At 51.9% G+C, this 26,960-nt stretch carries 21 protein-coding genes; all 21 read right to left on the bottom strand.

The genetic code is table 11. The features are described 5' to 3' along the window. Window positions 1–54 precede the first annotated feature (54 nt). Window positions 55–915 (bottom strand): DUF3991 and TOPRIM domain-containing protein, encoded by an 861-nt coding sequence (locus tag MHH60_RS25910; protein WP_256715115.1) that lies wholly within the window; start codon window positions 913–915, stop codon window positions 55–57. A gap of 109 nt (window positions 916–1,024) precedes the next feature. Next, window positions 1,025–1,219, bottom strand: coding sequence for a hypothetical protein (locus tag MHH60_RS25905; protein WP_256715114.1), 195 nt, complete (start codon window positions 1,217–1,219; stop codon window positions 1,025–1,027). Window positions 1,220–1,482: 263 nt separating this feature from the next. Then, window positions 1,483–1,821, bottom strand: coding sequence for a DUF6664 family protein (locus MHH60_RS25900; protein WP_143766698.1), 339 nt, complete (start codon window positions 1,819–1,821; stop codon window positions 1,483–1,485). A gap of 37 nt (window positions 1,822–1,858) precedes the next feature. Continuing rightward, a complete protein-coding gene (locus MHH60_RS33350) occupies window positions 1,859–9,091 on the bottom strand; it encodes a helicase-related protein (RefSeq protein ID WP_440941441.1) in 7,233 nt (2,410 codons plus the stop codon). Window positions 9,092–9,174: 83 nt separating this feature from the next. Continuing rightward, a complete protein-coding gene (locus tag MHH60_RS25885; protein ID WP_076135365.1) occupies window positions 9,175–9,363 on the bottom strand; it encodes a helix-turn-helix domain-containing protein in 189 nt (62 codons plus the stop codon). A 14-nt stretch (window positions 9,364–9,377) separates the two neighbouring features. Beyond that, the gene (locus MHH60_RS25880) at window positions 9,378–9,863 is read right to left on the bottom strand and encodes a hypothetical protein (protein WP_076135363.1); all 486 of its coding nucleotides are present in this window, start codon (window positions 9,861–9,863) and stop codon (window positions 9,378–9,380) included. A gap of 30 nt (window positions 9,864–9,893) precedes the next feature. After that, a complete protein-coding gene (locus tag MHH60_RS25875) occupies window positions 9,894–13,721 on the bottom strand; it encodes a DUF5704 domain-containing protein (RefSeq protein ID WP_256715113.1) in 3,828 nt (1,275 codons plus the stop codon). Continuing rightward, window positions 13,722–14,840 carry a copper amine oxidase N-terminal domain-containing protein gene (locus tag MHH60_RS25870; protein ID WP_076135361.1) on the bottom strand — a complete coding sequence of 373 codons (1,119 nt, stop codon included), beginning with the start codon at window positions 14,838–14,840 and terminating at the stop codon, window positions 13,722–13,724. Window positions 14,841–14,965: 125 nt separating this feature from the next. Continuing rightward, complete coding sequence (locus tag MHH60_RS25865) at window positions 14,966–15,943, bottom strand: COG1470 family protein (RefSeq protein ID WP_076135359.1); 978 nt, start codon at window positions 15,941–15,943, stop codon at window positions 14,966–14,968. A 77-nt stretch (window positions 15,944–16,020) separates the two neighbouring features. Further along, window positions 16,021–16,992, bottom strand: coding sequence for a hypothetical protein (locus MHH60_RS25860; protein ID WP_076135357.1), 972 nt, complete (start codon window positions 16,990–16,992; stop codon window positions 16,021–16,023). Continuing rightward, window positions 16,979–17,527 (bottom strand): hypothetical protein, encoded by a 549-nt coding sequence (locus tag MHH60_RS25855; RefSeq protein WP_076135355.1) that lies wholly within the window; start codon window positions 17,525–17,527, stop codon window positions 16,979–16,981. Before MHH60_RS25855 ends, MHH60_RS25860 begins: the two co-directional genes overlap by 14 nt. Continuing rightward, window positions 17,524–17,916, bottom strand: coding sequence for a hypothetical protein (locus tag MHH60_RS25850; RefSeq protein ID WP_076135353.1), 393 nt, complete (start codon window positions 17,914–17,916; stop codon window positions 17,524–17,526). The genes MHH60_RS25855 and MHH60_RS25850 overlap by 4 nt, the downstream gene beginning before the upstream one ends. A gap of 75 nt (window positions 17,917–17,991) precedes the next feature. Continuing rightward, the gene (locus MHH60_RS25845) at window positions 17,992–18,471 is read right to left on the bottom strand and encodes an ABC transporter permease (RefSeq protein ID WP_076135351.1); all 480 of its coding nucleotides are present in this window, start codon (window positions 18,469–18,471) and stop codon (window positions 17,992–17,994) included. 68 nt (window positions 18,472–18,539) lie between these two features. Continuing rightward, window positions 18,540–20,609: a hypothetical protein gene (locus tag MHH60_RS25840; RefSeq protein ID WP_076135349.1), complete on the bottom strand. Its 2,070-nt coding sequence runs from the start codon at window positions 20,607–20,609 to the stop codon at window positions 18,540–18,542. Further along, on the bottom strand, window positions 20,606–22,468 hold the full coding sequence (locus tag MHH60_RS25835) for a Flp pilus assembly complex ATPase component TadA (RefSeq protein WP_076135347.1): 1,863 nt from the start codon (window positions 22,466–22,468) through the stop codon (window positions 20,606–20,608). Before MHH60_RS25835 ends, MHH60_RS25840 begins: the two co-directional genes overlap by 4 nt. Then, a complete protein-coding gene (locus MHH60_RS25830; protein WP_076135345.1) occupies window positions 22,465–23,304 on the bottom strand; it encodes a hypothetical protein in 840 nt (279 codons plus the stop codon). The genes MHH60_RS25835 and MHH60_RS25830 overlap by 4 nt, the downstream gene beginning before the upstream one ends. Window positions 23,305–23,318: 14 nt before the next feature. Beyond that, on the bottom strand, window positions 23,319–24,026 hold the full coding sequence (locus MHH60_RS25825) for a hypothetical protein (RefSeq protein ID WP_076135343.1): 708 nt from the start codon (window positions 24,024–24,026) through the stop codon (window positions 23,319–23,321). A 16-nt stretch (window positions 24,027–24,042) separates the two neighbouring features. Further along, entirely contained in the window at window positions 24,043–25,155 is a 1,113-nt protein-coding gene (locus MHH60_RS25820; RefSeq protein ID WP_076135341.1) for an SAF domain-containing protein, read from the bottom strand. 49 nt (window positions 25,156–25,204) lie between these two features. Beyond that, on the bottom strand, window positions 25,205–25,825 hold the full coding sequence (locus tag MHH60_RS25815) for a hypothetical protein (protein WP_081388992.1): 621 nt from the start codon (window positions 25,823–25,825) through the stop codon (window positions 25,205–25,207). A gap of 2 nt (window positions 25,826–25,827) precedes the next feature. Further along, a complete protein-coding gene (locus MHH60_RS25810; RefSeq protein WP_179088902.1) occupies window positions 25,828–25,998 on the bottom strand; it encodes a hypothetical protein in 171 nt (56 codons plus the stop codon). A gap of 80 nt (window positions 25,999–26,078) precedes the next feature. Then, the gene (locus MHH60_RS25805; RefSeq protein WP_440941440.1) at window positions 26,079–26,960 is read right to left on the bottom strand and encodes a ParB/RepB/Spo0J family partition protein; all 882 of its coding nucleotides are present in this window, start codon (window positions 26,958–26,960) and stop codon (window positions 26,079–26,081) included.

Genomic DNA, 26,960 nt, shown 5'->3' with positions numbered 1-26,960 from the left:
AAACAAAAAGACGCCGATCGCTCACTGAAGGTTTGGATGCCATTGTTTCGAACACTATCGCGATAGTTCAGCGTGTTGCTTACGGTAAGCGACTAACTCAACATTAACGTCCTTACCTTTGGGTAACTCGTCGGAAATAACATAGGTTGTGCCGAGTAAACGATGTATCATATTTGCTGCAGAACGACCTGTATCGTCATTGTCTAAGTGCAATACCAGATGCTCTACCTCCGGGTAGCTTTGCAAATATTGGGTGAGCGCAGCCGGTGTCGTGTCTTCAAACCTTTCATCCTGTGGGCCGTATACTCCTCCCAGAGATAATTGATGCGATAGACGCCAGTTCTCCGCGGAGATTTCTGAAAGGGTACAAGAGGATAACAAGTCTATCCCACATTCATATAAGTGCAACTTAGTGCTGGTGCCTTTCGCCGGGATTGAAAAAGAATAACGTTTGTCGCTGCCTAGCGCCTCGCCCATATATCGAGTTTTGGTCGTCCCCCGAATCGCCGCATAACGAGGCGCACCTTCCAAATCAAAACCAACAAAAATCGCGTTATGGTACATTCGACTTTCGTACAAGCGTCCCGAGTTGAGACAAAAATCAATGACATCACGGGAAATGCCGCGTTTGCGTAGATACGCGATGACACGATTTGAATTCTCATATGGTTCGGGAAGTTCCAACTCTTCATGCGGAGAATCTTGCTGAATGATTGCCGCTGCCGGTGATGAAGGGACGGGCGGATTACCATCGATTTGCATCACCGCCTCGGGAAATGACAGGCCACGTACTTTAATGAGATAATCCAGTGCAGAGCGTCCGCCAATCCCTCTTGACCACCAGAACCATTTGCCGTTGGAGATTTTGAGACTATCGTGGGTTCGAGTCGAATAAGCATTACGCGAGCTCCTCACCAGTTCGTAAGGCTCGAAACATTGCAAATAGGTGAGTAGATCCATTTGCTTTGCACGCTCGATCTGTTCTTTGCTTACATAGCTCATGGTTTTCGTTCCTCTCAGAAGTTCATCGTTCCATACTCTTCTTTTTGGGATATTGATAAGCCCTGCCTTTCTTCAACCCCTTAGCACCATTCATTTTCATGAATGCTTCTAAGTCAACTTCAAAAACGTGGTTGGTCACCCCGGATGAATCACGGATACAATAATACGTATCGCCAAATACGTTCTTCCCTTTGGATACCAACTCCAATTCCGGCACGGCTTCTCCCTCCTCAATCGAGCTGGTTCCGTAACAAAAAGGCGGTAGAATTGGGCAAAAGCATCCGCCTCTTGGGACGGCATACAACATGTGTGTCCTCCCGAAATGCAAAAAGACCCTCAAAGTTGGGGTCTATTGCGTCATGTAATTTATAGCCTTACCCGGTAGTGCTCATCTTCGATCTGTGAGATGTCACGCACCAAAAACTATACCTAGGCAACAAACAAATGAGGAAACGCCTATTTTCAACGTTTCCCCATTTACTAAAGTGCTCCAATTTTTTTCAAGTAAGCATAGCAGTCAGCGTGGCCTTGACAGTATAGCGCCAAGCGTTCCATCTGTTCCGTCTCATCAAACGTTTTCTTTACTTCTAACCATGCAAGATGCACCTCGACGCTTGGAAATACCGATTCATAGCCTTCAAAAATGGACTTAACGAAGGGATACTGTGATTGCACTTCCGCACGCCGTCTTGCCAATGCCGAATACCCTTCATCACTACGCAAACGTGTAATGACTTGATTAGTCATTTCATCGTATAAACTTTCCGCCTGCCGTATAAACGAGAATTCCATCGTTGTTCCCCCTTCCGTAAACAACATACAAGATCGAGGGGGAGAACGCGAACGTATCAGCCGGTTAGCGTTCACGATTGACAGCCTTTCGTTCCGACAACTCGGGTTCATCATCCGGCACACTATCCACGCCTTCATTTTCCCGTTTGTCCATATTCAACAGTGCGTTCAATTCTGCGAGGCGCGCCGACTTCCCCTGCAACTCTTGCTCCTGCTTAAATGGTGTTTCGAGTTGCTCCTTTGCCGTCTCCACCTGTTGCTTGAGGGTGGCAAGTTGGTCACGGTAATAAAGGAGCTTATTCGGCAAATCCGACAATGTATTGTTTATTCGCGTGATGTTGCCACCTGCATCCGACCCAAGCGTAACCGTATGCCCCAATGCACCGCGCAGCGTCGCCTTGTAATCTTTTGAAAAGCTGTCGAAGGATAACCACAACGAGAAACCGAGATAGGCTCCCATTTCCTGCGGGTCAGGAGAAGTCATGCCTTTACAAACGTCCAAAAGAGCCGCGCCCGCCGAAGCACGTTCCGAGTAACTGTAATCCTTGATCGTCATGCCGGGGAAACGCGATTCGTCATCCTTCTCCGGTGCTTGGGTGCGCATGAACAACGCTACATCCTGCTCGTACCCGACAATGCGTTCCTCTGTGGATTTGATCTGCTGCGGCAGCAATTTGAGCAGCCGATCCTCCAGCGCATAACGCTGGCTTAAATGGTTTGCTTTGAGCAACTTGAGCTTCGACACTTGGATGTCTAAATCCATCTTCTCTTTGATATACGGATTTCCGGTCGCCAGCGCCTTCACCTCGGCATAGGAGAGCGCCGCTTCGTCAATATCTCCAGCGGAACGAACCGGCGACTTGCTCGTCATGATTTGCGAGATAAAGCGTTGCTTGTTTTCGAGTGTCTGGTAGAGATAAGCATCGAACGTGTTCTCGGTCACATACCGGTAAATATGGGCTTCGCTGTTCTGATTGCCCTGACGAATCACCCGCCCCAGACGCTGTTCCAAATCGCGTGGTCGCCACGGGCAGTCAAGGTCATGGATGGCAACCAGCTTCGTCTGCACATTCGTACCAGCTCCCATTTTGAACGTCGATCCCAGCAAAATACGAACCTGTCCGGCCCGCACCTTGCCAAACAGCTCCTTCTTCTGCGCATCGGTATTGGCGTCATGAATATAGACGATTTCCGCTGCCGGAACACCTTTCTCCAGCAATTTGCGCTTAATTTCGTCATAGACGTTGAAAGTGCCATCCGCTTTGGGCGTAGACAAATCGCAAAAGACCAGTTGCGTGAGTCGATGCTCCCGCCCCTCCTGCCAATGTCGGTAGATATTATCCGCGCAGGCGCTGATCTTGCTCCCTTCGTCATCCGGCAGCATGGAATTGGCTAATCGTTGATCGAGGGCCAGCTTGCGTCCGTCGTTGGTGATCTTGAGCATGTTGTCTTCATACGGCTCTACTCGTTTTGCCCGTACCTGTTCGGCGCGACTGGCGAGGTCAGCAACCATCCCGCGCTGAAATTCGCTTGGCGGCACAGCTACGTTATGGAAATGGGCTTTGGGAACAGGAAGCTGGAGCATATCCGCCGTCTGAATGTCCGCCACTTCTTTAACCACATTCATCAATTCCGGCAAATTATAAAAACGGGCAAACCGGGTTTTTGCCCGATAGCCCGTTCCCTCTGGCGCTAATTCGATTGCCGTAACTGTCTCTCCGAATGTGGATGCCCAGGCATCAAAATGCTGTAACCCCTGCCCGCACAGCCGCGCATATTGTAAGTAGCGCTGCATCGTATAAAGCTCGGTGATGGAATTTGAAACAGGGGTGCCTGTTGCAAAAATAATCCCTCGACCCTCGGTCAATTCGTCCAGATAACGACACTTGGCAAACATGTCCGACGACTTTTGCGCCTCGGTCTGTGACAGTCCGGCGACGTTGCGCATCTTGGTGTACAAAAACAAGTTCTTGTAAGAATCCGCTTCGTCTACGAATAACCGATCGATGCCAAGTTCCTCAAACGTAACCACATCATCCTTACGGCTCGTGTCGCTCAACTTCTCCAACTTGACCTGCAACGTCTTCTTAGTCTTTTCCAACTGCTTAATGGCATACCGCTCGCCTTTGGCTTCCTTTAAGTCACGAATACCGTTTGTAATCTCGGCTATTTGTTCAACCAACTGTTGCCGCTGGCGCTCCGCCGAGATCGGGATTTTCTCAAATTGCGAGTGGCCGATAATAATGGCATCGTAGTCGCCGGTGGCGATTCGCGCGCAGAAGGTTTTACGGTTCTTCGTTTCAAAATCTTTTTTGGTCGCAACCAGCACATTCGCGGACGGATAAAGCTGCAAAAACTCCGCCGCCCACTGCTCGGTCAAGTGGTTCGGCACGACCAACATGCTCTTGTTGCATAGACCCAAATGCTTGCTTTCCATCGCCGCAGCAGTCATTGCAAAGGTCTTTCCTGCGCCGACACAGTGGGCAAACAGAGAGTTCCCGCCATAGAGTACGCGAGCAACTGCATTGACCTGATGCTGCCGTAACCGGATTTCTGGGTTTATCCCAGTGAAGCGGATATGGCTACCATCATACTCGCGTGGACGGATGCTGTTAAATCGATCGTTGTACAATCGTGTGAGCCGCTCCCGGCGCTGCGGCTCTTGCCATATCCAGTCCCGAAAGGCTTCTTTCATGGCTTCCTGCTTTTGTTGCGCAATCGCCGTTTCCTGTTTGTTCAGCACCCGTTTTTCCACACCGTCCTCATAAACGGTATCGAAAATCCGCACATCCCGCAAATTGAGCGTGTCCTCAAGAATTTTATACGCATTAATGCGATTCGTGCCGTAGGTGAGGTTGGCCTTAATGTTGTTACTACGATCATCGCTTTTGCCCTTGACGTTCCAAGCCGCCGTGTAACTGGAGTACATCACGTCGATAGAAGACTGGTACATGTACGGCGTATCCACCAGTTCAAACATAAAAGATCGAATGACTTCCGGCGGCAACCACGTTGCCCCCAGGCGCAAATCAATTTCCGAAGCGTCCAAATCTTTCGGCTGCACACTGACCAACGCTTTTACATTTTCGCTGTAACGCTCGGCATCAAAAGCGGCGAATTGCTGGGCAACGCGTAGCTTGTCGCGCACATTGCCCGATAGATACGCATCCGCCGTTTCGTAGGTGGGCTGCCCTTCTTTATCCAACCTTTCAGGATTCGGAAAGATGACACCACGCAGTTCCTGCACAAGCTGTTCGGGCAAGAGTCCGGTCAACTCCGCCATATACAGCAGATCGACGTGCGCTTTCGTCCCAATCGAAACCGCCAGTGCCTCTGAGGCCGTATCCACCTGTTTAATGTTGGTGCGTTGCCGAATAGTACGCTTCGTGAACATATCCGCCTTGCGCAGCAAACGACCTTCTTCATCCACCACCTCGAGAGAGCAAAGCAGAAAATAAGAACTGTCATCGGAGAAAGCAAGGCTATTAGCGCGACTGTTAATCAGACCGTACTGGGCCGTAAACCGCTCATACTGCGTGTTCAGCTTGCGCTGCTGCTCCTGGATCGTCTCATCGCTGTAATCTTCGGTCTGATATTCGATCAGTTCGCGAACGGTGTCTCGAAGCTGTATCATGCCCTTGATGCGCCCTGCCGCTGTGGTCGAAGTCTCAACCGGCCGCATGCGGCTGTTTTCACGGAAATAGATACGGCTTTCCACAAGAGCAAAGCTGAAATTGCGAACATTTGGATCGGCAGGCAGAGAAACTTCTTCTTCCTCGGGCTGATCTTCCCGTTCCAACTCAGCCCACTCCGCATGAATGTTCGAGAGTGCTTCGCGTAGCAACTCGTCCAACGGGACATCCGGGTAGGGACGGCAAGTTGTTTCTTGCTGGTTGCCATACATCCGGTCATCAAAAGCCATCGTGCCCAGCACCATATCGGGACGAGCTGCAAAATAGCTATTCAACGGCACACCTTCTGCTGTCTCCCCCAGCGAAAGCCATTCTTCGGTTTGCTCGCTTACCGTCACCATCCGATCCCGTTTTTGAAAAAACAAAATGTCAGCGGTCACTTCGGTTCCGGCATTTACGAGAAAAGCATTGCTAGGCAGACGTACCGCACCGAGCAGTGTAGCTCGTTCCGCGATATACTTGCGCACCGTCGGATTTTGCTTGTCCATCGTACCTTTAGAGGTGATAAAAGCAACAATCCCGCCCGGACGTACTTTATCCAGCGTCTTCGCAAAGAAATAGTCGTGAATCAGAAACTTATGCTTATCGTATCTTTTATCCACGACGCCGTAGCCACCGAACGGGACGTTACCAATCGCGAGATCAAAAAAGCTGTCCGGCAAGTTCGTCTGCTCGTAGCCGCTGATGGCAATTGACGCTTGCGGGTAAAGCTGCCGCGCAATGCGTCCGGTGATGCTGTCCAGTTCCACCCCAAACAACCGAACATCGGCAAACGCTTCCGGCACAAGGCCGAAAAAGTTACCTATGCCGCATGAAGGCTCCAGAACATTGCCACTGCGAAAGCCCATTCTCTCCAGGCATTCATACATCGACTGGATGACGATTGGGGAGGTGTAGTGGGCATTCAATGTAGAGGCGCGGGCGGACGCCAAGTCCTCTGGGTCCAGCAAATCTCGCAGTTCCGCATATTCGACTCCCCATTGCGAGTTCCCCTCATCGAATGCTTGCGGAAGCCCGCCCCAGCCCACATAACGGACAAGAACAGCCTGTTCGTCCACTGTCGCCTGACGGTTCTCTTTCTCCAGTTGACCAAGCAACCGAATCGCATCCACGTTCCATCTGAATTTGGTTTTAGCACCGCCATGTCCCAATTCATCGTCCGTGATCCGATAGTTAGTGGCCGGAGACGATTCATACTGAAGCTCAGGAGCAGCGTCTGTGGTAGAAGGTGTCACTTCCACAGCCTCTGCTCGTGACGTTTGTTCCGTTTCTTCAAACGATTCTGTATCCCATTCCGCTTCCTGTAAATCTCGCTCCGGCTGATCGGCAATCAGATGATCGTTCAGCGGATTTTCGCGCAACATGCGCTCGAAGTCCCGCCGATTCATTTCCTGCATGAACAGTGGAAATTGAACGTCCTGCAACACAATCTTTCGCGGCTCCAGTTGCGCAATTTCGTATTCATCCGCTCCGATAAAGACCTTGCTACCCTCGGCATAAGCATAATGGGCATGAATCCGATTGGGCGGCTCTGCTTGTTGTGGTTCATCCGAAGGGTGTTCGGATCGCTGCTGAAGGTGTTCTGTCGTTTCCAATGCCCTTTCTCTGCGCCGTGCCTCCTGCTGCTCGACATAGTCAGGCAATCGTTCTTCTTCCTGACGATTCAGGTATCGGCCCGCTGCCAGCAACTCACCGATACGTTTCTGCACCTTGATCCACGGCAGCACAACCGTAACATCCGGGTGCATAATCGAACCGCGAGTAATCGTAATCCCCTTGCTGTCGTGATTTTCGTGAATATCCGTGCCGATCAAGGCAGGAAGACGACCGCCCGTTCCATATTCCCGTTTCAGAAAATCCGCGTTTTCTTGCGCAGACAACGACTGTTGGAAAAAATGCGCGATACGCAGCTTTCCGTTCTCAAACCCACTGCCGCCTTGCAGAACGGCGTCGATAGCCGCTTGAGGCAATGAAAAAGCGGAGGCACGTTCGCTCTCCGCTTCTTCCATCCATATGGTTTGTTGCTGCACTGAGGGCAGCGACTTTCGATCTGGATCAAACTCGTTAAGGAGAATCATGCTGGAGATATGCCCGACGATGGCACCCCAATCGTAAAAGCTTTGCGCCGTCCGTTGTTCAGCCGATCCCATCCAAAGATGGAGTACATTCTGATACGGTTCAAACCCAGCTTGTACGCCTTCCTCCAGCAATAGCTCCGTAACGCCTAGAGGGAACAAGCTGCGTACATACAATGCTCGTTCGCGGCTCTCTACCTGCCCCTCGAAAAAAGCTTCGATCTCTGTCTTACTCTCCGATAGCGGCGCGGCTCGAAGCATATTATTGATCGTAGCCGAATCATGAAAAAACGGAAGACTCCTGTCCTCCGTTGAGCGGTCGTACCAAATTAATGATAGATCAGATCCGTGAGAATCAGTTCCTCCGCCTGTTGTTTCAGGCTGTTCATGTGACTCGTCCAACCCATCGGGTCGGTCGCCTTCTCCGGTGCTGGATGTTGCCGGATCAGTTCCAACATTGTCAGGTCGATCTGCTCCCGCGCCGAGCGATCGATGTCCGCCAGATGTTGGTTCAGCGTCTCGGACAGCATCAGGTGAGCGTAAGTTCCCTTCCGTTGTTCCCTGAGAAACGTCTTGCGCAACATCCCATATTTCCCGATGCTCATTGTCTCGGGTTTCTCCAAGTCGGGCAGCAGATATTCCCCGCTCGACGAGTAGGTCAGTTCCATGCTCGATCATCCTTTCGCGTGATTTAGCTTCATTGTGCGGGATCGATTCCGGTCTTGCAACTGTGCGGCGAGACTGCTTCTCCATTTTTTGTTGCGTATCTCGGCGCAGCGCACGAACGGTGGATTCGATCTCGCGCAGCATCGTCTCCGCTACATCGCTGATTGCCGCGCCCAAATGGGAAAGCGCAGGCAGCGAATTGAAATAGCCGACGCCTGACAGGTCATCAACGCTGATGTAAGAGGAAGGTTCCAACCCGCAGCGTGTCAGCGCCATGAAAGCGACCGCGTGTTGGGTGGCTTCTCTAAATAACAGTTCGACGTGCGGCTCGTCCAATTCTTCCAGCAGGCTGTTCTCACGCTCAGCAAGCAGTATCCGCACATAATCGGTACTATGATCCTCCACCGCGTTTTGGGCAGCGGACAACAGCGCGTCGGCTAACTCCGTATCCGGTTCTCGTTCACTGCTGCCAAACGCATTTTCAAGCGTTTCAATGACAGCTTCCGTATCGGCTTCCTCCATACGCCACAAGGCAACCGGTCTCCGGCTCCGACTTTGCGTGTCGGACACATCGAAAACATGACGCAGCCCCAAATGACTACCGCGATCTTCGATGAGCGCGATACCTTTCGCACCGCGCTTGACCCAACGGTTCAATCGCTTGTTCCAAATCTCGATAGATGCACAAGCCGTAGCATCGGGACGCTGTGCGTAGATCAAGAGTTGATCTTGAAACGGGTATTTGTAGTTCCAAGCTGCCGCCCGCAGAAAATCGGCCCAACGCTCAGGATTACCCGATATCGCATGAGCCGTACTCGCGGCAAGCTCGGACATTCGCTGTAACTTTGCTGTCAACAGTCGCACCTCCTTCATACGAAGGTAATTTGGTTCGTCAGGCGAATGCCTTCCTCGGAATATCGGGGCGTGAGCCGAATAAGTCCGTTGTGCTAAAGCCGATGCAAATTACGACGAACTGCCGAAGAGGACAGCCCCACCTCTGTCGCAAGTCGCCTGGACGAAAGTAACACGGTACCGTTTCGCCCGCCTGCACGATCAAGCAAATAGCTGTATAGCAGCTTTGCGGCCGGGGGAACCGATACTTCGGCTAATAACCGATAACGGGCGAGATCATTCATAGACCTGCAACCTCCTAACGTTCTGGCTCCGTCTTTTTCTTAGGTGAGACGGGAATGGAAGGATTCTCCCGTGACTGTTCGGTCAGGCGTTCGGGACGGGCGTAGCAATACAAGTAAAAGTTATAGTCACCGGCACGAGGAAAGCATCGCAGATAGTAACGATATTTTTCCGTCTGTAAACAAAAGCCATATACATCGCTGTGCCGTGCGCCTGGCAGACGAGCTTCAGAATGTTTTATACAAAAGTCGTGCATACAACTACGGTTTTGAAGCACCCCCTGTTCAGTCAACGATTGAATGACCGCTCCAAGCTCTTCTCGAAAATCGGGGGTTTTCAACGAAGAAATATGTTCGAACCATGTCGCCCAGAATGCCTCACCATCTTTGCCGAAATCACCGCGCACATGTCCGATACAGCCGTTTTCCGTATCTTTCTCGATGGAGGCGGAATAAAAATAAACCTCATCCTCAGATGTGGCAATTTTAAGCTTCTCAATCATGCTCTTTCCCTCCCGTGCAAAAAGCTGTTTTTAATGAGTGCCTCCCGCGCCAAAATCATCGTAGCTGGACAAATCTGCATGATAGAACATAACGTCACCATCTAATAGATAGAATACCGCCCCGTAAGGATCGACAAAACTACGCTGGTAGCCCTCCATCAACCATTGATTGTCCAGCGGCGCATTTTTGTACTGCAAATACGGGTGAGCGGTATCCTTATTGCGAATGGTTTCGATATTGAAGTTAACCACAATGTAGCCGTCCCGCAGGAAGATTGGCGCATTGTCGTCCAGCCGATGGGTTCGCCCATACTCGGCTAGATTCGTCCCTGTCGGCACTGCATAGGGAGCAGCGGGGAGACTGTACTCGCCAAACCAGTGCTGCACCGAGGCGTTGGCCCGCGCAGGATCAACGCCTGACGGCACTTGCATACTGCCGATAAACGTCCGAAGCTGCGCGGGGAGCAGCAAACCATCGTAACCGCCCACGTAAATCTGCTTTTGTGCCGCATCCTTCAACACTTGCTGGAGATACGTCGTTTTGTTTCCAGATGAACCGTTCAAACTCCATAACGAACTGGCGGTATTGGTCAACTCCTGCTGCGACACATTGCGCAAACGGGTATCCAGCACCACCAATCGTCGCTCGATGTCATCCGATGAACCAATCCGAATAAACCGCTTGGTTCCCGAGTGATAGTACAAGTCCACCAGTTGCCGATTTTCACCTTGCTTGTCCACGAAGTAAAACGTAGGCGTAATCTTCACACCGTCACCCGTGCCAAACATGTTACCGAGTGTTTTCATCTCGAACTTAAAGTGATAGCCCGTTTTCACCACGACGTTCTTTTTGCCGCTCGCCGGATGACTGCCCGGATGGATCGGCAGCACGTAAGGCATTGTATTTCCGCGTGTTGCGCCGTCAATCCCTTTTGTACCAACCCAGTAGCTATTTCCGGTCGGCGTCGCGCTGCCTATCGCTGTTCGGAATACCGTTTCCCATTGGTAATCGACAATATCGGTGATGTGAAAGTCGAATAGGCGGCCAATCACCTCGACCGCCACAACCTGCGTCGCCACATGATTGGTAAGGTCGAGATTGGCGTTAGGTTGCGACGTGAAGGTGGCCGAACTGTTTTCGGCAAACATACGGAACAACACCTCATAGTTTCCCTCATCGACCCAAATCGGCATATAAAACGTGGTCGTTAATTGACCGACTGGAATCGAAGTCCAGGTGTCCTTCGGAATCAAAGTGACGTGATCGGCCTTGTAGACATCGAACGGGAACCGCACCTGCTTGTCGCGCACATATTTGGCATAGTCCCGGTTGCCATAGCCCTTGATGTTTTTGTGTGCGCCGTTGGTTGGAATCGTAACCGTAAAAGGACGATCAAGAATCAGCGCGGAACGCCCTGCTGTCGGCGTTGTCTTCTGATTATGTGCCTGATCGTCGGATACGGATGCCTGATTGACAACAGGCGTATGCACCGTAACCGGGTTGATGCCATTGATCGGGTAGCTTTGGTTCGCTCCACCGCCAATGCCTTTAATAAGTGTATAGTAGATCGTACCTGTGCTTGGCTGACTTGCCTTATTCGCTTTATTCGAATCAATGCCGAAGCCCGAGCCATACAGCACATCCTGAGCGATCATGGCCGGAGCCGGAATCGTACCGGGTGATGGAGCCGTTTCCTCGACCGTCCGATTATCCATTACGGTGCTGCCATTAAATACGAGCGAATCATTTTTCACTTTGATTTTGCCGATGGCATTTTCCGCATTGGACTTCCAATCCTCGTTCGGAACAGAGGGCCGGCTGGAACCGCCGGATAGGGTCTGACCGGAGAGCGTTACATTTGCGTAAACCGGATCGGTCACATGCGCGTTAAGGGTTGCATCGTGCGTAGCAGAAACCGTTGGCGGGGAATAACCGCTCGGCTGAAGCGTTACCGTTCCGGCAGGCAATGCGTAATTGGCGACCGTTGCCTTTTGCAAACCGTACACTTCGAGATTTTGAATCGTCCAGAAGCTGTATTTGCGTTCAATTGTATAATCTTTCGTGACCGTCTGTGTCGTGGAGCGCGGAACAGGAATTGTAGTCGGATTTCCACTTTCATCCGGTAGGCCAGGTTGCGTCTCCGTCCAAGTGAGCGTATAAGTTTTGCTCACCTTAATGGGATATTGCTTCGTCCCCTTCGTTTCCGTGAAGGTGTTACGGTACAAGTACGATTTGGCTAACACATTCGCGTACAGGCTCTCCGAAGTCGGGATGCCTTGCAGCACATCGAATTTTTCCGCACCGCGCGTATCTGCTTTAATGACGGAGGATGCGCCTGCATCCATCGCTTCGGCTTGCTGGCTTGTACCGGAAGATGAGGTATCACCCCCGCCGTTGGCGCCTTTCTGTACAGTATGATCCGACGTAGAATCCCCGTTGTTCCCATTCGCATCTTTCACCACGACCGTGATTTTGACGGTGACACTGGAGCCAGAGTTGAACGGAATTCTGATCGGCAGCGTTTTACTCGCAGTCAATCCGCTGAGTGATCCGGTCTTGTCACTTGCCGTAACGAGCGTTGCGTTCTCCAGTTTGGTGATCTCATATGACTTGAGTGACGTAGATGACTTGGCTTCAAAAACAAAATCCCCAGCCACCGAGGTGACGGAAGCATCGACGGTAGCTGGCGCGTCGATACGGGATGTCACCGTGATCGGGGAGGGGATTTTATAGATACCAACGAAGTTTGATCCGCCAGAGCCTACCAAGATAGAACGTTCAAGCAGCTTCGCGTCATCTTTTTCCTGTATGAATAGCTTCTCGTCCGGTTTATTGTTGTTTGTTATATATGACCGAATGATTTCATACGTCTGGCCACCCGAAGTAAGTTGCGGTTCAAAAGTATAGTTCGCTGCATCTCCAGTCTCGAAAACGCCCCTATCGACTTCCTTAAGCTTCGTACCATCTTCCTTTTGGTAGATAGCCTTCACCGGGTTATTCTCGGCATATTCAGCAATCGCATCCGTTCCCCCAAGTGCCACCGTAAAGCTTCGCGTTCGCACCTTCGGGTTCGTATCCGGATTTTCCTGCAAAAAGGTTTTCTGCGTTACATCTTTCTTTGGCGAGAGATAGGATCGAACGATATTGTACGTCTTTCCGTTATCTTCAATGGTCGCAGGAAACTCATGGTTGATGGTTTCGCCAACTTTGTAATCGCCCTTGTGGTACGTGACTCCCGATTGCTGGATCACCTTGCCGCTTACCGTTTTGGCGACGACATCGACCGGAAAATTGGCGCTTCGATAAGGAACGTGAATTCCGAAGTAATCATCGAGATCTTCCGGGTGCGCCCACGGCTCTGCATTTTTGATTTCATTCAGCGTATAAAATGGGCCTTTCCTCACGTTACCGTTGCCATCGACGGAAACCATGATCGCGTACAAGTACAAATCGTCATTGTCCTTGATGTCGCCCATGCCCGCTTGCCACATGCCGTCTGTTACCAGCGCTTCGCTCACTTCGTAAAACGTCGTTAGCGGTTCGCCAGGGACTGGTGGGTTCGGCTCTTGGCCCACTTGTTGCACTTGTTGGTTTAAAAATGAGGCATGTTTACCACTACGTGGATCGCCGCACTGTTTGGTTGAACCGTTCGTACAAAGTTGGTCGCGACGCACCGTCCAACCTTCCGTTCTGTAACGAATGGACGCGGTTGCGGCCGTACTTGTAATTTTGAAGCTGATCGCACCATTCTCCGTCCTGACATCAGGTGTCGCCGCAAAGGTAGGTAGAGAACCAAATAAAAAAGAGCATGTCAGTAACATGCTCAACACGATTCTCATGAAGTTGTTTTTACGCATCTATTCCGAAACCGCCTTTCGGATCAAATGATGGTAAAACAGACTGGCGCTCGGGCTGACCTTCAACGTACTTCCCCAATCACCGCCTACATTCGTAGATAAAGAAACATCGGTATAACCTTCGTACCAAACGCCTTTCTCAAACGTCTGCTTTTTCGGGAACCATTCGTCGTAAACGAGGTCTTTGCTTTCCTTGTAGGAGACGAATTTAATCCTAAACTTAGACCGTACAAAATTGTCCCCGAATCCATTCCGGTAGATCATGGAAGGTTCGGGATCAAGGTAACCTTCGATCTGAATTTTGTTTTCCTTGACCCACTCCGCATACCTCCGAATGTATTTTAATTCGGAATCGGAGCTTTGTACTTTAGTAGCGAATACCGCCTGCACCCACGCATCGTCAATCGTGTTGTAATCGACATTAAGCCAGAGTGCACCGAATGTTTTCAAACGCCCCATCCAAATGTCTATATTGTGCTTGTTAAACTCAGGTATCGTCGAATAGAGGACAGATGATACTTTACTATTTGTTGGACGGGAGTATGGATAATCCATCTCGTACATCTCGTTCGGCACGTCCGCAAGAATGTATGGATAATCGCTCGCGTTCTTTGGCAGCTTGGTTGTACGAATCAAACGCCCCCATTGATCGGTCTGCGTCGCGCTATCTTCGCTGGTCTTGATAAATACGGTATCGGTCGGATTATCCCACTCTACCGTCGCACCCAGCACCTCGCTGACGAAACGAAGCGGTACAAATGTCCGACCGCCGCTTAGGATGGCTTTCGTATCCAACGTAATCGCTTTGCCATCCACTTGTACGATGTTTTCGTTAATCGTCAGCGAGATAGATTGAGCATCTCTCGTAATCGGAACGGTCATCGTTTCGGAATCCCAGCCGACTTTGGCTCCGAGTGATTGCGCGACGAAGCGCACCGGGACAAGCGTTCGCCCGTTTGAATCAATAAATGCCTGCGCGTCAGGAAACCAGATTTTTTTCCCGTCCATGACGACGCTAACAAAGGTTGGCGGTTTACTCGCCGTGGCTGCGCTTGCCATAAAACTGAATATACTTCCGAAAAGCGTCACTATGAAGAGGGATAATAACCTTCTTTTCAAATGTTTCACTCCTTAAAGATAAGGTGTAGGGCTGGAAGAACTTTCTTTTGCCTACATCATAGTGCCGATTTTGCTGGCTGTCCACTGTTCAGTAGCCTGTTCTCGAAGAAAACAGAAACATCTCATTACGTCTTGCGCGAATCCTTTCTTCCTAAAACAACAACAATGATGACAAAAATCAGCAATATTCCCCCATAGAAATAGGAAGGACGCATTCCAATAGAACGTTCACGAAACGGTGCTTCGTCCTCTGCCACCTGAGTCACGTTTCCCAATGGCGCGGTTCGACCGTCACCGCTGGCTACTTCAAAGGGAAATTCCTTCTGTTCCGTGCGATCACCCAGCATGGTCTTGATCTCCGCCATGTAAGAACCGGGGGATAGCGGCCTGCTTGTTTCTACTCTGATCTGTGCGACCGTGCCCGCATAAAAAGAATTAACCGTTGATTTTTGTTCAAATAAGAGTTTGCTGGGGTCGTCTTGCCGTTTAACGCGCACCACGATCTCGGGTTCGGATAAGCTGCCGCCTTCATTGACCAGCAAAACCGTCAGGTATGCCTTACCGTTCTCCAGCGTGTACACGGCTGAGTGTGGTACGGCCTCGCGATGCTTCGCTTCATCTAATTTATAGTCGAGAACGACCTCTAACCCCATTTTGCGCTCAGACGCTCCCCTTATGCTTGAATCGTAGACGCCAATGACGGACACATACTGTCCTGGCTTTACACTTTCAGGTATCTGCATCTCCATTGTAAAGCTTTGCGTCTCGCCAGCTTTGAGGATAATACTGCGATCCGGCGTTGTGTACCATGCTGTCGAGCCTGTGTCAGGATCGTCCGGTAAAGTAAAATCCTTACCGCCGTTCAGTGCAGGCATGGCATCGGCTACATAGAGCAATGCCGCTATTTCCTTATCCGTGGGATTCATGATGTGAATCGTGTACTCGCGTATATCGCCGGGTACGATCTCTTCGACATAGCCGCCCGATTCAGGATTGATCCGGGCGGCATCCCCGCTGATGACCAGTTTCTGCCCATCCATAGGGCTTGTAAATCCGGTAGTAATCCCAAAAACGATTACTGCCAGCAGCAATCGCATCCACATGATCGATAAACTCCTTTGCTTCTATTCCGCTTGCTTTCGTATTCAAGTGCCTGTAGCCATACGTTTGGTTAAAACGCCTAATCGGGACAAAACAACGGCATATATCCCTTGCGCGCGGCCGCTTGCTCACTGGAAAATGTTTCTTCGGCCGGGTAGCTGTATCCGCAGGAACTGCGGAAATACACCTTCATTGTGCCTTTCTTTGCCCCGATGATCGTTGGCTTTTTCAGGATACGGCTGCCGCCAAGCGCATAGCTGTTGTACACCTTCGCGCCCATCGGAATGCCTTGTACAAACGCCAAAACACCTACGTCATCCACCGTATTGTTCCAGTCCTCGTCGGAGATCAATGGCAAGGTGAACGTGTAGGAAATGCCGTTTCTCGAAACGATTTCGTTATAGCGGTTGATCCGGTAGGCCAACTCGTCCTGTATCGCCCGAACAATCGTGGTTCGTCGTACCTGCTCGAACAGCGCAACGTCCTGCAAAAGCGGAATCGTCGTTTGCTGACGGATGTCTTGCCGCAAACCTTCATGCCAGCCCCGGCTGACCGCATCGTAAGCCAGCACCTGCTGGTCGAGCGTGAAGGACAAGCTGTTGCCTGCCGAGTCCACATACGCATACGGCTTCTTCGTTCCCCAGACCGGCTTCATGACGGTTTTTCCGTCCGCTCCCTTCCATTCTTCTTCGGCATAGACATAAAAACCGTCGTACCCGACGACCACGATAGCGGGAATATAGCGATGCAGAACCTCCTGCGTCACCGGATCGGTGAGGCCGAAACCCGTATCCAGCGTCCGGTAAAATGCTGCCAGTGCTTCTTCCTTATTCAACGCGACACGTTTAACCGAGCCATATTGCGCTTCCTGTTGCTGGCTCGCGTTTATAACGAGCAAACTCGCGGCATCGTCTACCGCCGTATCCAACGCAGCGTTGTATTGCATCTCGGTCAGCGCCGTTTGTCGCAGGACATCCGTTTCATTACGGTTGGCCGTTGCGAAGGGCAGAAAGATCAACACGCCAATGATGGCCCATTCAATCCATTTCATTTCGCACCGCTCCCCCGTAAGGAATCACGATCTTTTCGCTCGGACTGTTGGCATTGTTCAAAAAATCGAAGAACAACGTGCCTGCCGTCCGGTTCGTGTTGCGGATAACGACCGCGAAGCTATCGCCTGCACGCATCTTGTACCGGCGGCTCGGGTCGTCCTTTGCTACCTGATTGTCCGGAAATAACACCGGCAGGATCTGCGCATTGAAAAACGCATCGTACTGTACCTCGTAACTGCCGTTAAAGGTTTCAGGTCTTGTAGGATCGTCGTATACAGGTACATACTTTTTACTGTCGTGCTCCATGCGCACATTAAAGTTATTACCAGTTGCCGCAAGCGCGGTGACGAAATCGTTATACATCGTCGGCGTAATGCCGCCCTTATCCCGAACCGCATCCACAAAAGCCGTCGTCGCGCGCAAGGCGACCAACTCCGAAATATCGTCCTGCTGTTCCATAGCAGTAGAGATCGGGTAAATATAGAGCAACATTACCGCGATCAGGACGGCGAAAATTTTGATAAAACTGTTCATGGCAAGCTCCTTAACGTCAGGCGTTGCAAGTAACCGGCAGCATCCCGCTCATAGATAGGCTGGTAGCGCCCCATCAGACGGATGCCTATGGAAGAAAGCTGCTCCCGTTCCAGTGGCGGCGCGAATCGAATGCCGTCTACCCTCATTTCCGCGTCTCCATCCGTTAAGCGAGCGATGGCTTGCAACACTTCCGCGCCGGATACCGTACCGTCACCCGAGAGCGGCACAACGCTTTGTTGTACATTGCGATCCTGCGATTGGCCGGTGACATAAGCGAGCGAATTGAGCGAAGCACCGTTCTGAAACAGCATTAAACCGCTGCCTGCGGCTACAAGAAAAACGAGCAACGCGACGCTCATCTCCAGCATCGTTCTTGGCGCATCATCCATGTGTTTGTACCTCCTTCACCTTCATGACGAAAAGCGTCCAGCCTGGGCCGGACGCTTTCGTACCTTCATCCCGCCTTATTGCTGCCGGAAGACGATGCCGCGAATCGCATTGCTGCTGTCGAGTACCAACGCGCTGCGGAACTTGCCGCTCGGATTGACGAAGTTGATGTCCGCCTCGTCCAGCGTTTGGCTGATTTTGCCGGGTGCGACTCCGACAATCGTGCCATACGTGACGCTATCTAGCGGCACACCGGTATTAACGGTCTTGCCATACCATTGGCCGGATGGGTTTTTCCCGGTCACAACCTGGATGCCAAATTGATCCTCGTCATGAAATTTACGAAGCGCGTTGACCACTTGGCTGCCCGAAAGCGTTGTGCCGTCGTACACCGTGTAGGCGGTTTGCGACAGTTCCTTCGTCAAACTGCTATAGCTGTTTTGCGCTGTTTTCGCGGAATCTTGAGCGGAAATAAACAACACGACCGCCAGTGTGATGAGTGCGATTGCGAGGAAAATACCAGCGGCCATGACCAGCGCCTTTTGTGCATTCGACATATTCGATTCTCTCCTTCGGATTGTGGAATAAAAAAACGCCTTCCCGTTGATAAAGGAAAGCGCCTGGACTACTGGATACGGTGAAGCTGATCGTAGTAAGTGGTCATCTGATGCAAGCTGACGACAACAAGCGGTATAACCAAATACCCGAAAATCAGCGTCATGAGGGGGGCAAACCCGATCCAGCGCCCCCAGCCTGCCTTTTGTTCAATTAACTGCTCGTATTCCTGCTTGCGCTGCTCCCGCGCAAACGCCTGCTCCGCTTCCAGATCATCGAACGCCTGCCGGATGGTCAAATGCTGCGATGACATCTCCAGCTTTTCCACGAGTCGAACGAACGGCAGAAACGGTGCATCTTCTTTAAGCTGCGCAAGCGCCTGCTCCTCACCCTGCTCAACGTGCAACAAGCAGGCTTGCAGCGGCTCTCTGAAAATGAACGCGAACTGCTCCATCCAAACCAGAAGCTGTTCCACCGACATCCGATCCAGCGCGGCGAGCATGGCGATCACGGCCTGTAACTGGTCTACCTCATGCTTCATCTCCATCTGCCGCATACGCCGCTGGAACAGACGGACGCCAACTGGTAGCACGTATCCGCCCCAGCCTGCGGCAAAGGCGAGAAATACTTCCCACCATGCCAGCAAAGGTTGATTCAGTTGCTCCAGTTTGTTCAAAATGCGCCGCGCCGCCTCGCGAAGCTGATCTTCCTTGACCTGTAAAATCGAGTCCTTACGCAGCAGACCGATGACACTGTTTTCGTTGCGCGGCCTCACCTCCTCTAATTGATCGAGTATCCTGCGATCCAGCGCGGCGGTTTCCCGTGCTGTCGTTTCTTCTTCCGGGGACAACTGCCCGAACAACGTTCCCGGCTTAACAGGCGCGTACAATAGCTGATGCCGCTCCGCCACATGCAGCGACACGAATAAGCCCAACACCGTCAGAAAAGCGGCGACTCCGGCCACAATCCGCTGCACATAAAACCATTCGAGCCGCAACGGAGAAGCCGTATCCTTGAGCAGCCGTGTTATCCGCTGCGCCTCTCGCGAATCGGGAATCGGCCCCATCCGATGCAGCAACCCGCGCATCCACGGCCAGCCATAGACGCGCTGTTCCCATCTTTTTCGGCTGGTAGGTCTTACGGTCGCATCCAGTTCCGACAGGTTGCGCAGCAGCACGTAGCATAGCCACACGACAACAAGCAAGCCAAGTTTCGTCGCCCAACCGAAAGCACTAGCGTAGAATGTGTCCATTGCCGGAAAAAAATGACTGGCCCAGGATTCAATCGGACGGGTAAAGAGCAGCGGCAACAGCGCGATTACGATCAGCCCTTGCAGCAGGAAACTCAGACGCTCGCGGCGCAGCAATTCCAGATTGAGTTCAACGGACAGCTTTTCCAGCCCCTTGAGGTAGACCGATCCGTTTTCCGTTTGTTGATCGCCATGTTCTTTAATGAGATACGACAACCCGGCAAAGCCCTGCAAATAGCGGTTCGGGGCATGTTCCACGTATTGCGCCAGTTTGTCTTCGGCGTCGCTGTCCGTCAGCATATCGTATAGCTCCTGTCCATGCAGCGCCATCTCATACGGCGCACCGTCCGCCGCATCGTAGATGGCTTCTTCCACCATGCCGTGACGATGGTAGTGGTGACGCACATCGCCAAGAAACAGACGAAGCTGGCGTAAGAGCCGCATTTCGAGCCGATGAACACCCATATCCAAAAGGATTCCGTGGCCGACCCATAGACCCATGCCGAGCATGGCTAAAGTGAAGGGATCGCGTACTGCCAAGACAAGCGGAATCGCGGCCACAAACAGAACAAGCCACATCAGCAGCGCCGATTTCATCGTTTCCAAACGTAACTTCCATTCGTCTCCGAGCCGCAGAATGACTAACCGTCTGCGAAGATGCTGCAAGTACGCCCGTAAAACGGGAATTTGTTCGCAAACGCGATATAGTTGCTGCATCAAGCTGTAAATCGCCTGCTTGCGCGGCGCTTGTCCCGGCTTACGCAGCGCTTCGTAGCGCCGAACTGCCGCCACCTCCGAATCGCGACGAGACAGCCAGAGAAACGCTGCAACAGCGGCAAGAAAGAGTACGGTCGCGATACCGAGCAGCGGAGAAAGCCATTCACGCATCATGTTTCATCCCCCCAGTAGGAGGATAGAAACGCATCAAAGACGGCCTGATCGGGGCCACTCAGGTATGCCGCAATTTCGCGGCGGCTTTGTTCGGACAATGGATGAACGGTAACGTAACGACCATCGCGGTATTCAACGAGATTCCGAGCCGTGTACAATGGGCGATCCGTCGAGCGGCGGAAGTATTCGAGCGCCGTTTCCATAAAGGCGGCCATCCGCTCGTCCTTGGTCATCTTTCCGCGAAAGGCTTCGGGATACGGCGTCTCCTGTGGCACCGGAACGCATTCGGTGATACGCTCAATATAGCGCCGTCCGTCCAAATCACGTCGAAGATGAATGTCAAAATTGACGACGCTGACAACTTGCTGCTCTGCCACACGCTCGTTCGTAAATACCTTTGTTTTCAGCAAGGAATTTCGCAAGGACAGCACAAGATCACGAAAGGTTTTGGCGTGATGCGTGAACAACGTGAACAATGACGCCACCTGTGCCATCTGTACCATCCAGGCCGCAACCGGATCGGTCGCCACCTCGCCCAAAATATTGACCGAGCCATCGGTCTTCTTCTGGATGTCGAGTCCCTGTTGACCGGAGATTGTCTCGGTTTCACGCAGGCTGACGATATTGCGTTCCGGGTAGATTTTGCGTAATTGAAGCTCAAAGCTCATTTCTTGTACGCGAATCGGCAGTACTGCCGAAATATGACGCACCATCGCCATCAGCAGCGTTGTTTTGCCGCTGCCTTGCGCGCCGGTAATTGCGGTGATCCGCGCCCCCGACACCAAGTAACGAATGAGGCCAATCGGCAATTCGGCTTCTTCGTCCTGAATCAACTGCTCCAGCGTGGCGTTTTGTACGTCGAATTTACGCACAAAAAAAGCCCACGATTCACTGAACCGGGGGCGCAGCACAACGACGCGGGAGCCATCTGCCATTTCATTGACCTTAAACCCGTTGGCTTCAGACAACTGGCCGGGAAAATTATGCTTGTAGATGATCTGGCAGACGCGCCGCAGTTCTTGTTCGGAACCAAAGGACGAGAAGCTCAGGTGGATGGACTTGCCCTTGTAAAACAGCCATACGCTGTCATGGGTTCGGGGCAACGATTGAAGCTGTGCATCCACCTCCAGCAACCATTCGCCCTCCCACATCAGCGGCGGCAAACCAGATACGCCCCCGGATACGCCATCCACGCGCATGTCACGCAGCTCGTCCACCACACCAAAACCTTTGTAATACTGGTAAATCCGCTGAACAACAAGCTGGAGTTTATCATCCGTCGTCAAACGCGGCGCTTCACGGGCATAGACGAAACGAATGTTCTCCGCTGTAATCCGATACGTTTCAAGCTGGTCGTCTTCGTTAAGCCTTTCTCGATCCCATTCATAGCTTTGAATGAGCCGGTCGAGTGCATGAAGTCCGACTTCCTTTTTATACATGTGCAGCAGAATATCAAACTGATCTTGCGGGGAGAGAGACTCCGGCTGATGAAAAGGCAGCAGGAGATTCAAATGCGCATCATCCAGTTCATAGCGCTGCGTGAGCAGGTCGGCAATCATCTCCTTGACGTATGCCTTGTCCCGCAAGTCTCCGGAGGCGCAGCCTCGCAGCGCTTTTTTAAGCTCCGCCCGTTTACTTTTTCGGCGGCGATACTCTTCTTCCGACAGACCAAAGTCAGCCAGATTGCTGCTGGTTAGCTCGTGAAGCGCCGTCTTTACGAAAGCCGTCATCGCTTCCAGCGTATATACTGCTAGGTCATCTTTACGTTCCGGCAATCTTCGGCTCAGACGAAAATAAAGGAAGAAGATCGCAAGCAACACGATTACGATCAGGATCAAAGCATTGAGCATCGACATCATGGCGTTTCACCCTCCGCTTCGCCAAACAGAAACGGGTTTGCGCCTGCGCTGTCGATCACAGCCTGCGCCAATCGACGCGTCTGTTGCACAAATAGATGATTCGCATGACCGCTTGCCGCCTTTCGGTTACGAAACCAAAAAGGGATCGCTTCGCCGTGCTGCACCGCATCCATCCAGCCTGTATGATGCAGAATAGGATATGCAGGCGTTCCGATACGGAATTGGCGCATGAGATTCTTCACGGTAAGCGTCGAATACGGGTCGTATTGTCCGAATACGAGCAACGCTTTTCGGCTCTGCAGCATCGCTGCCTCTGCTGATTGAAAAAATCTCTCTAATAACAGATGGTTTTGCGGCAGGCAAACCACCCATACGTCAGCTTGCTGACGCAATAATTCGTTCCAAGCCACTCCGCTGCCGCTACCGCCATCGAGCAGCACTACATCATAAGCACGACGGGCAACCGCCAGAAGCGAGGTGAGCCATTCCTTTGCCGTTTCGATAAATACGTCCTCTGGCTTGATGGAGCCGGGTAAAATGTCCAGCCGATCCCGCAGTAACGGAAGGGCATAGTCCCTAAGCATCACAGACTCCAGCTTGCGGTTTTTCAGCAGACGCAAGAGCGCATCAATGCCTGCATCCGGGGTATGCCTGTTCTCTCTTTCGGCAGGTCGGTAATAGGCGCGTTCAACAGCCGCATAGCTGCTCTGCGAATGCCCGAGCATCAGCAGGCGCGCCGAATACTCCAGTCCCATGCACGTTGCCGCGGCAAGCAGATTGGTCGTTGTCCCGGCCTGACCGGATACAGGACTCCAAAATACAACAGTAGCTCCCATAGAGGTTCTCCTTTCTACCACACGCACACTTTCTTCCGAGCGATTGACCATGCCCGCCGCGCGGTCTTACGGTCGCAATCGGTAAGCTGCACAAGCATTGTCAGTAGCATCTCGCGAAACGCCCCGCTCAGCCCTCGCAGATCAATGCGACTGTGGTGCTGGTTGTTCAAATCGACGGCAGTATCGCGCTCGTCCAGAGGGAAACGAAACACGGTTTCCTCCCATTGGATGTGACGAAGCCGCATTTCGGCTCTCCATGCTGCCAACTTTCCCGGTATAGCAGGAGAAAGCAACTCAAAGAACGAGATAGGCGCTTCCGTGTTCTGCAAACCAAGACGAAGCATCAGTTCCTCGTTTTTCGTCAGCGATAACCGCTTGCCGTCCCAACACCACACCCGCTTGTCAAACAGGGGCAGGTGATGACGGAACACAAATTCCGAATGATCGGTGTCGAGCAGCATAATGTCGTAGGCCAGTGTTGTCCCTTCCTGTGCCAAGCCTCGATCAAGTTGCTCGGGCGTGAGATAGCCGTAGGCCACATCCATGCCTTCAAATTCCTGAATGGCGCTGTGGGCCACCGTATGTGGCAAATAACCCCGAATCAACTGCGTGACTGTAGCATCCACCACCAGCACGTTGTTCCCCAGCGCCGTGAGCAAGCGGCCCAGCACCAATAAGACGTGCGTCTTATCCGCTACGCCAATAAAAATGATTTTTTTCATACCACACTCGCACTCCTCATTGATTGAAAATGTCTTGCCACTTCTCGCCGCTTGCCGGAGGCACTTCAGTTACTGGAGACGTACTTGATGGAGATGACGGCAGATCGGCAGACGGGCTTTGGGTGGATGGCGAAACGGTCGTTCCCGTAGAGCGATCCGTGCCAGACTGTAAACCATTCGTCGAAACCGCTGATTCTCCGGGCTGCGGTGTGCTGACCGGCTGCGTTCCGTTCGCGGCATTCCCCTGCTGCATCGTCGTCCGTTCGTTTTGCAATTGCTGCTGGACGGTTACGCTACCGCTAGTGACACGAAGCTTGTCCGATTCGCTGACTGCCTTCAAATTGCCATCCAGCGTTTGACGCAGCGCGCGGGCAAGCTCGGTTTTAGCCGTTTCGAGCAGATTGGGATCAGCCGCCATAAGGTCAAATACCTTCTGATTGGCCGGATAATTAACCACAGCCGCATCCTGCAAACCTGGTTCGACATACGGGAGAGCGTACAATCGTGCTCCCTGCAAGTAAGCATCGATAATCGCGCTTGACGTTCGGAGAATGTCCATCTCGTTCACTTCCAGCCATACAACAGTAATGCCGGAAAACTCTTTTACTTGCTTTTTGGATAAGAGAACAAAGTCCTCGCCAGTTGGAAAGCCGATGCGAACGTCGATATATTGGTGCGGCTTGAGGTTAGAAGGAAGTTGAATGACCTGAAATTCTTGGATGCGCAAATCTCTCGGAATCGGCTGTCCCTCGTACAACAGCGAGGATAGCAGCGGCATTCCCGGCGCAAGCTCGATTTTGGCATTTTTGCCGATGATGCTTTCCCGGTCGGTGATGACGCCTGGCGGAACTAGGCTGACCGGCATCGGAACAGCTTTGAGATCATCCACTTTGAGCACAACTCCCGCCGGTATCGTCTTTGTAGTCATCCAGACATTACGGCTGTTTTGCTGCTCCTCACTTTTCAACTGCTGAATCTGGCGCTCGTAATCCTCTTTCATATGTTGTTGCTTTTGTTGCTGATCGGTATGCTGCATCAGCATGTACAGGGCTGCTGCAATCAGCAACGCCAAACTGAGCGCGATGGTTCCCATGACCAGAGCCTTACGGTGTCGATACGTCCATGACATTGTTCAATATCTCTCCTTTCATATATATAGAAGAAAGTCTGCGCTTCTCTTAACGCGATTCGCCTCGTTCACCTCGCGGACGCGGCTTCGTTTGAGCTTGCTCTACTTGTCGTTGCGCCAACTTTTCGACCGCCCATGCGGGTGTATGCTCCGGCTTCAAAAAGCCCATCAGACCTTCCCGGTTATAGCGATATTCGTCACCGGTATAGAGCGTTTCCGCATAGACTGCCCGCCCACGCGAATTCCCCGAGGCCCCGAAACCTCCCGTTACCCAGACGAGCTGGTTGTCTGCCGTGCGAAACTCTGGCCGCAGCCGGTCAGGGCGCACGACGACAATCCTGCCTATGAGATCATCCTCACTTTTGATAGGCAGACACTGAGCTGGTTGAATGTATGGCATCGGCTCCACAACTGCAGAACGCTCGGTCTGTAGCTTTTCTACTTCCCACTGCAGTAGCTTGGTGAATTCCTGCATAGCAACCAGGTAATCCGCGTATCCTTCCGCACCGTAATATTGATCAAGACCAAACAAATTGTTCTGATCGCAGTAGCACACTAGATAGGGCTTATCGGTATTCGTCATATCGATGCCCAAAATAACTTCGACCCTACCTATAGGCAGAGCGTGATAAACCTCATAGTTGTCAGCCATTCGTTTCTCCTGCTCCATCATCAGCCCTCCCGGTTCTTTTGGCGGCCACGCTTCCGGTGTTCCTGTTCAGCTTCTTGAGTCTGTCTGCGAAGCTCACGTTCCTCTTCCTCGGATGGCCTGCTGCGCGCAAATCCCGGTTTCTCTTTCATCATGCGCTCATACTGACGCCGTTTTCCTCTCGTAAAATCCATCGATGATCTCCTTCCCGAGAAAATGAACATAAAAATAGCTCTCCGTCTGGGGAGAGGTCATGGAGGCAACATCGTATGGATTACCGCTCGTGCTCCCGCTGTCGCCTTTTGTACCAGCCCTCCAGCAATTGCACAATCAGATCTTCTTTTTGCTTTTCAGAAAAATCCCGCGGAAAAAAGCGGTCGATTCGCTCCCGCTGGATTTTCATTTGTTCTTTCTGATTCGGCTTTTCCTCCGTCAGTATCGTGTAAATGACATCCGTATTCAGCCTGCCTTCCTGACTCAGCTTTTTCATGCGCTGTGCCTGCGCGAGCGAAGGCGTGCAATCTTCGGCTTGCATGGTGTCTAACAGGGCTTGTTGTTCTTTCTCGGCCAAGTAAGATAGTTCAACGGCAGGATTGAAGGCAATTCGTTTGTCGTCCACCATTTCGAGTATAGGAGGAGCAAGCTCGGTTAGGCGAATATAACGTTGGACCTGTCGGCCGCTCTCGCCAGCGTCCCGGCCTACAACTTCTGCACTTTCTAACTTCCCGACAACTTGTCGGGAAGTTAGGTCTGTTCGCTGACCCTGTCGATTTACCGCTGCCATCTTCATCCGATACGCAAATGCCTTTTCGCTCGGTGAGATATATTCCCGTTGCAGGTTGCTATCCACCATAATGATCGTAGCTTGGTCGTCATCCAACTCGCGAACGAGACAAGGAATTGTCTCCATACCAGCTAATTCACTTGCTTTTTTGCGACGGTGGCCGGATACCATTTCATATCCACCGTCTGGCTTCGGGCGAACCAGACCGGGAACAAGAACACCGTACTGTTTGACACTATCCGCCATTTCTATCATTGCTTCATCTGCCCTAACCTTGAAGGGGTGACCGGGAAAATCGCTAATTTCGGCAAGCGGAATGTCCATTACCTTTTCCCGTTGCGAATCGGCGCGGCTTTCCTCCGTTGAAAACAA

It is taken from the genome of Paenibacillus sp. FSL H7-0716 (genome assembly GCF_038002705.1).
In the GTDB taxonomy this organism is placed as follows: Bacteria; Bacillota; Bacilli; order Paenibacillales; family Paenibacillaceae; genus Paenibacillus_AQ; species Paenibacillus_AQ odorifer.
Note: the sequence above shows the minus strand (reverse complement) of the source record. Positions and strands in the feature narration are given on the sequence as shown.

Bases quoted from the DNA above. Each gene is read 5' to 3' on its own strand.
- MHH60_RS25900 (WP_143766698.1), bottom strand. From the start codon at position 1,821: ATGTTGTTTACGGAAGGGGGAACAACGATGGAATTCTCGTTTATACGG.
- MHH60_RS25885 (WP_076135365.1), bottom strand. From the start codon at position 9,363: ATGAATGATCTCGCCCGTTATCGGTTATTAGCCGAAGTATCGGTTCCC.
- MHH60_RS25880 (WP_076135363.1), bottom strand. From the start codon at position 9,863: ATGATTGAGAAGCTTAAAATTGCCACATCTGAGGATGAGGTTTATTTT.
- MHH60_RS25875 (WP_256715113.1), bottom strand. From the start codon at position 13,721: ATGCGTAAAAACAACTTCATGAGAATCGTGTTGAGCATGTTACTGACA.
- MHH60_RS25865 (WP_076135359.1), bottom strand. From the start codon at position 15,943: ATGTGGATGCGATTGCTGCTGGCAGTAATCGTTTTTGGGATTACTACC.
- MHH60_RS25860 (WP_076135357.1), bottom strand. From the start codon at position 16,992: ATGAAATGGATTGAATGGGCCATCATTGGCGTGTTGATCTTTCTGCCC.
- MHH60_RS25855 (WP_076135355.1), bottom strand. From the start codon at position 17,527: ATGAACAGTTTTATCAAAATTTTCGCCGTCCTGATCGCGGTAATGTTG.
- MHH60_RS25850 (WP_076135353.1), bottom strand. From the start codon at position 17,916: ATGGATGATGCGCCAAGAACGATGCTGGAGATGAGCGTCGCGTTGCTC.
- MHH60_RS25845 (WP_076135351.1), bottom strand. From the start codon at position 18,471: ATGTCGAATGCACAAAAGGCGCTGGTCATGGCCGCTGGTATTTTCCTC.
- MHH60_RS25840 (WP_076135349.1), bottom strand. From the start codon at position 20,609: ATGATGCGTGAATGGCTTTCTCCGCTGCTCGGTATCGCGACCGTACTC.
- MHH60_RS25835 (WP_076135347.1), bottom strand. From the start codon at position 22,468: ATGATGTCGATGCTCAATGCTTTGATCCTGATCGTAATCGTGTTGCTT.
- MHH60_RS25830 (WP_076135345.1), bottom strand. From the start codon at position 23,304: ATGGGAGCTACTGTTGTATTTTGGAGTCCTGTATCCGGTCAGGCCGGG.
- MHH60_RS25825 (WP_076135343.1), bottom strand. From the start codon at position 24,026: ATGAAAAAAATCATTTTTATTGGCGTAGCGGATAAGACGCACGTCTTA.
- MHH60_RS25820 (WP_076135341.1), bottom strand. From the start codon at position 25,155: ATGTCATGGACGTATCGACACCGTAAGGCTCTGGTCATGGGAACCATC.
- MHH60_RS25815 (WP_081388992.1), bottom strand. From the start codon at position 25,825: ATGGAGCAGGAGAAACGAATGGCTGACAACTATGAGGTTTATCACGCT.
- MHH60_RS25810 (WP_179088902.1), bottom strand. From the start codon at position 25,998: ATGGATTTTACGAGAGGAAAACGGCGTCAGTATGAGCGCATGATGAAA.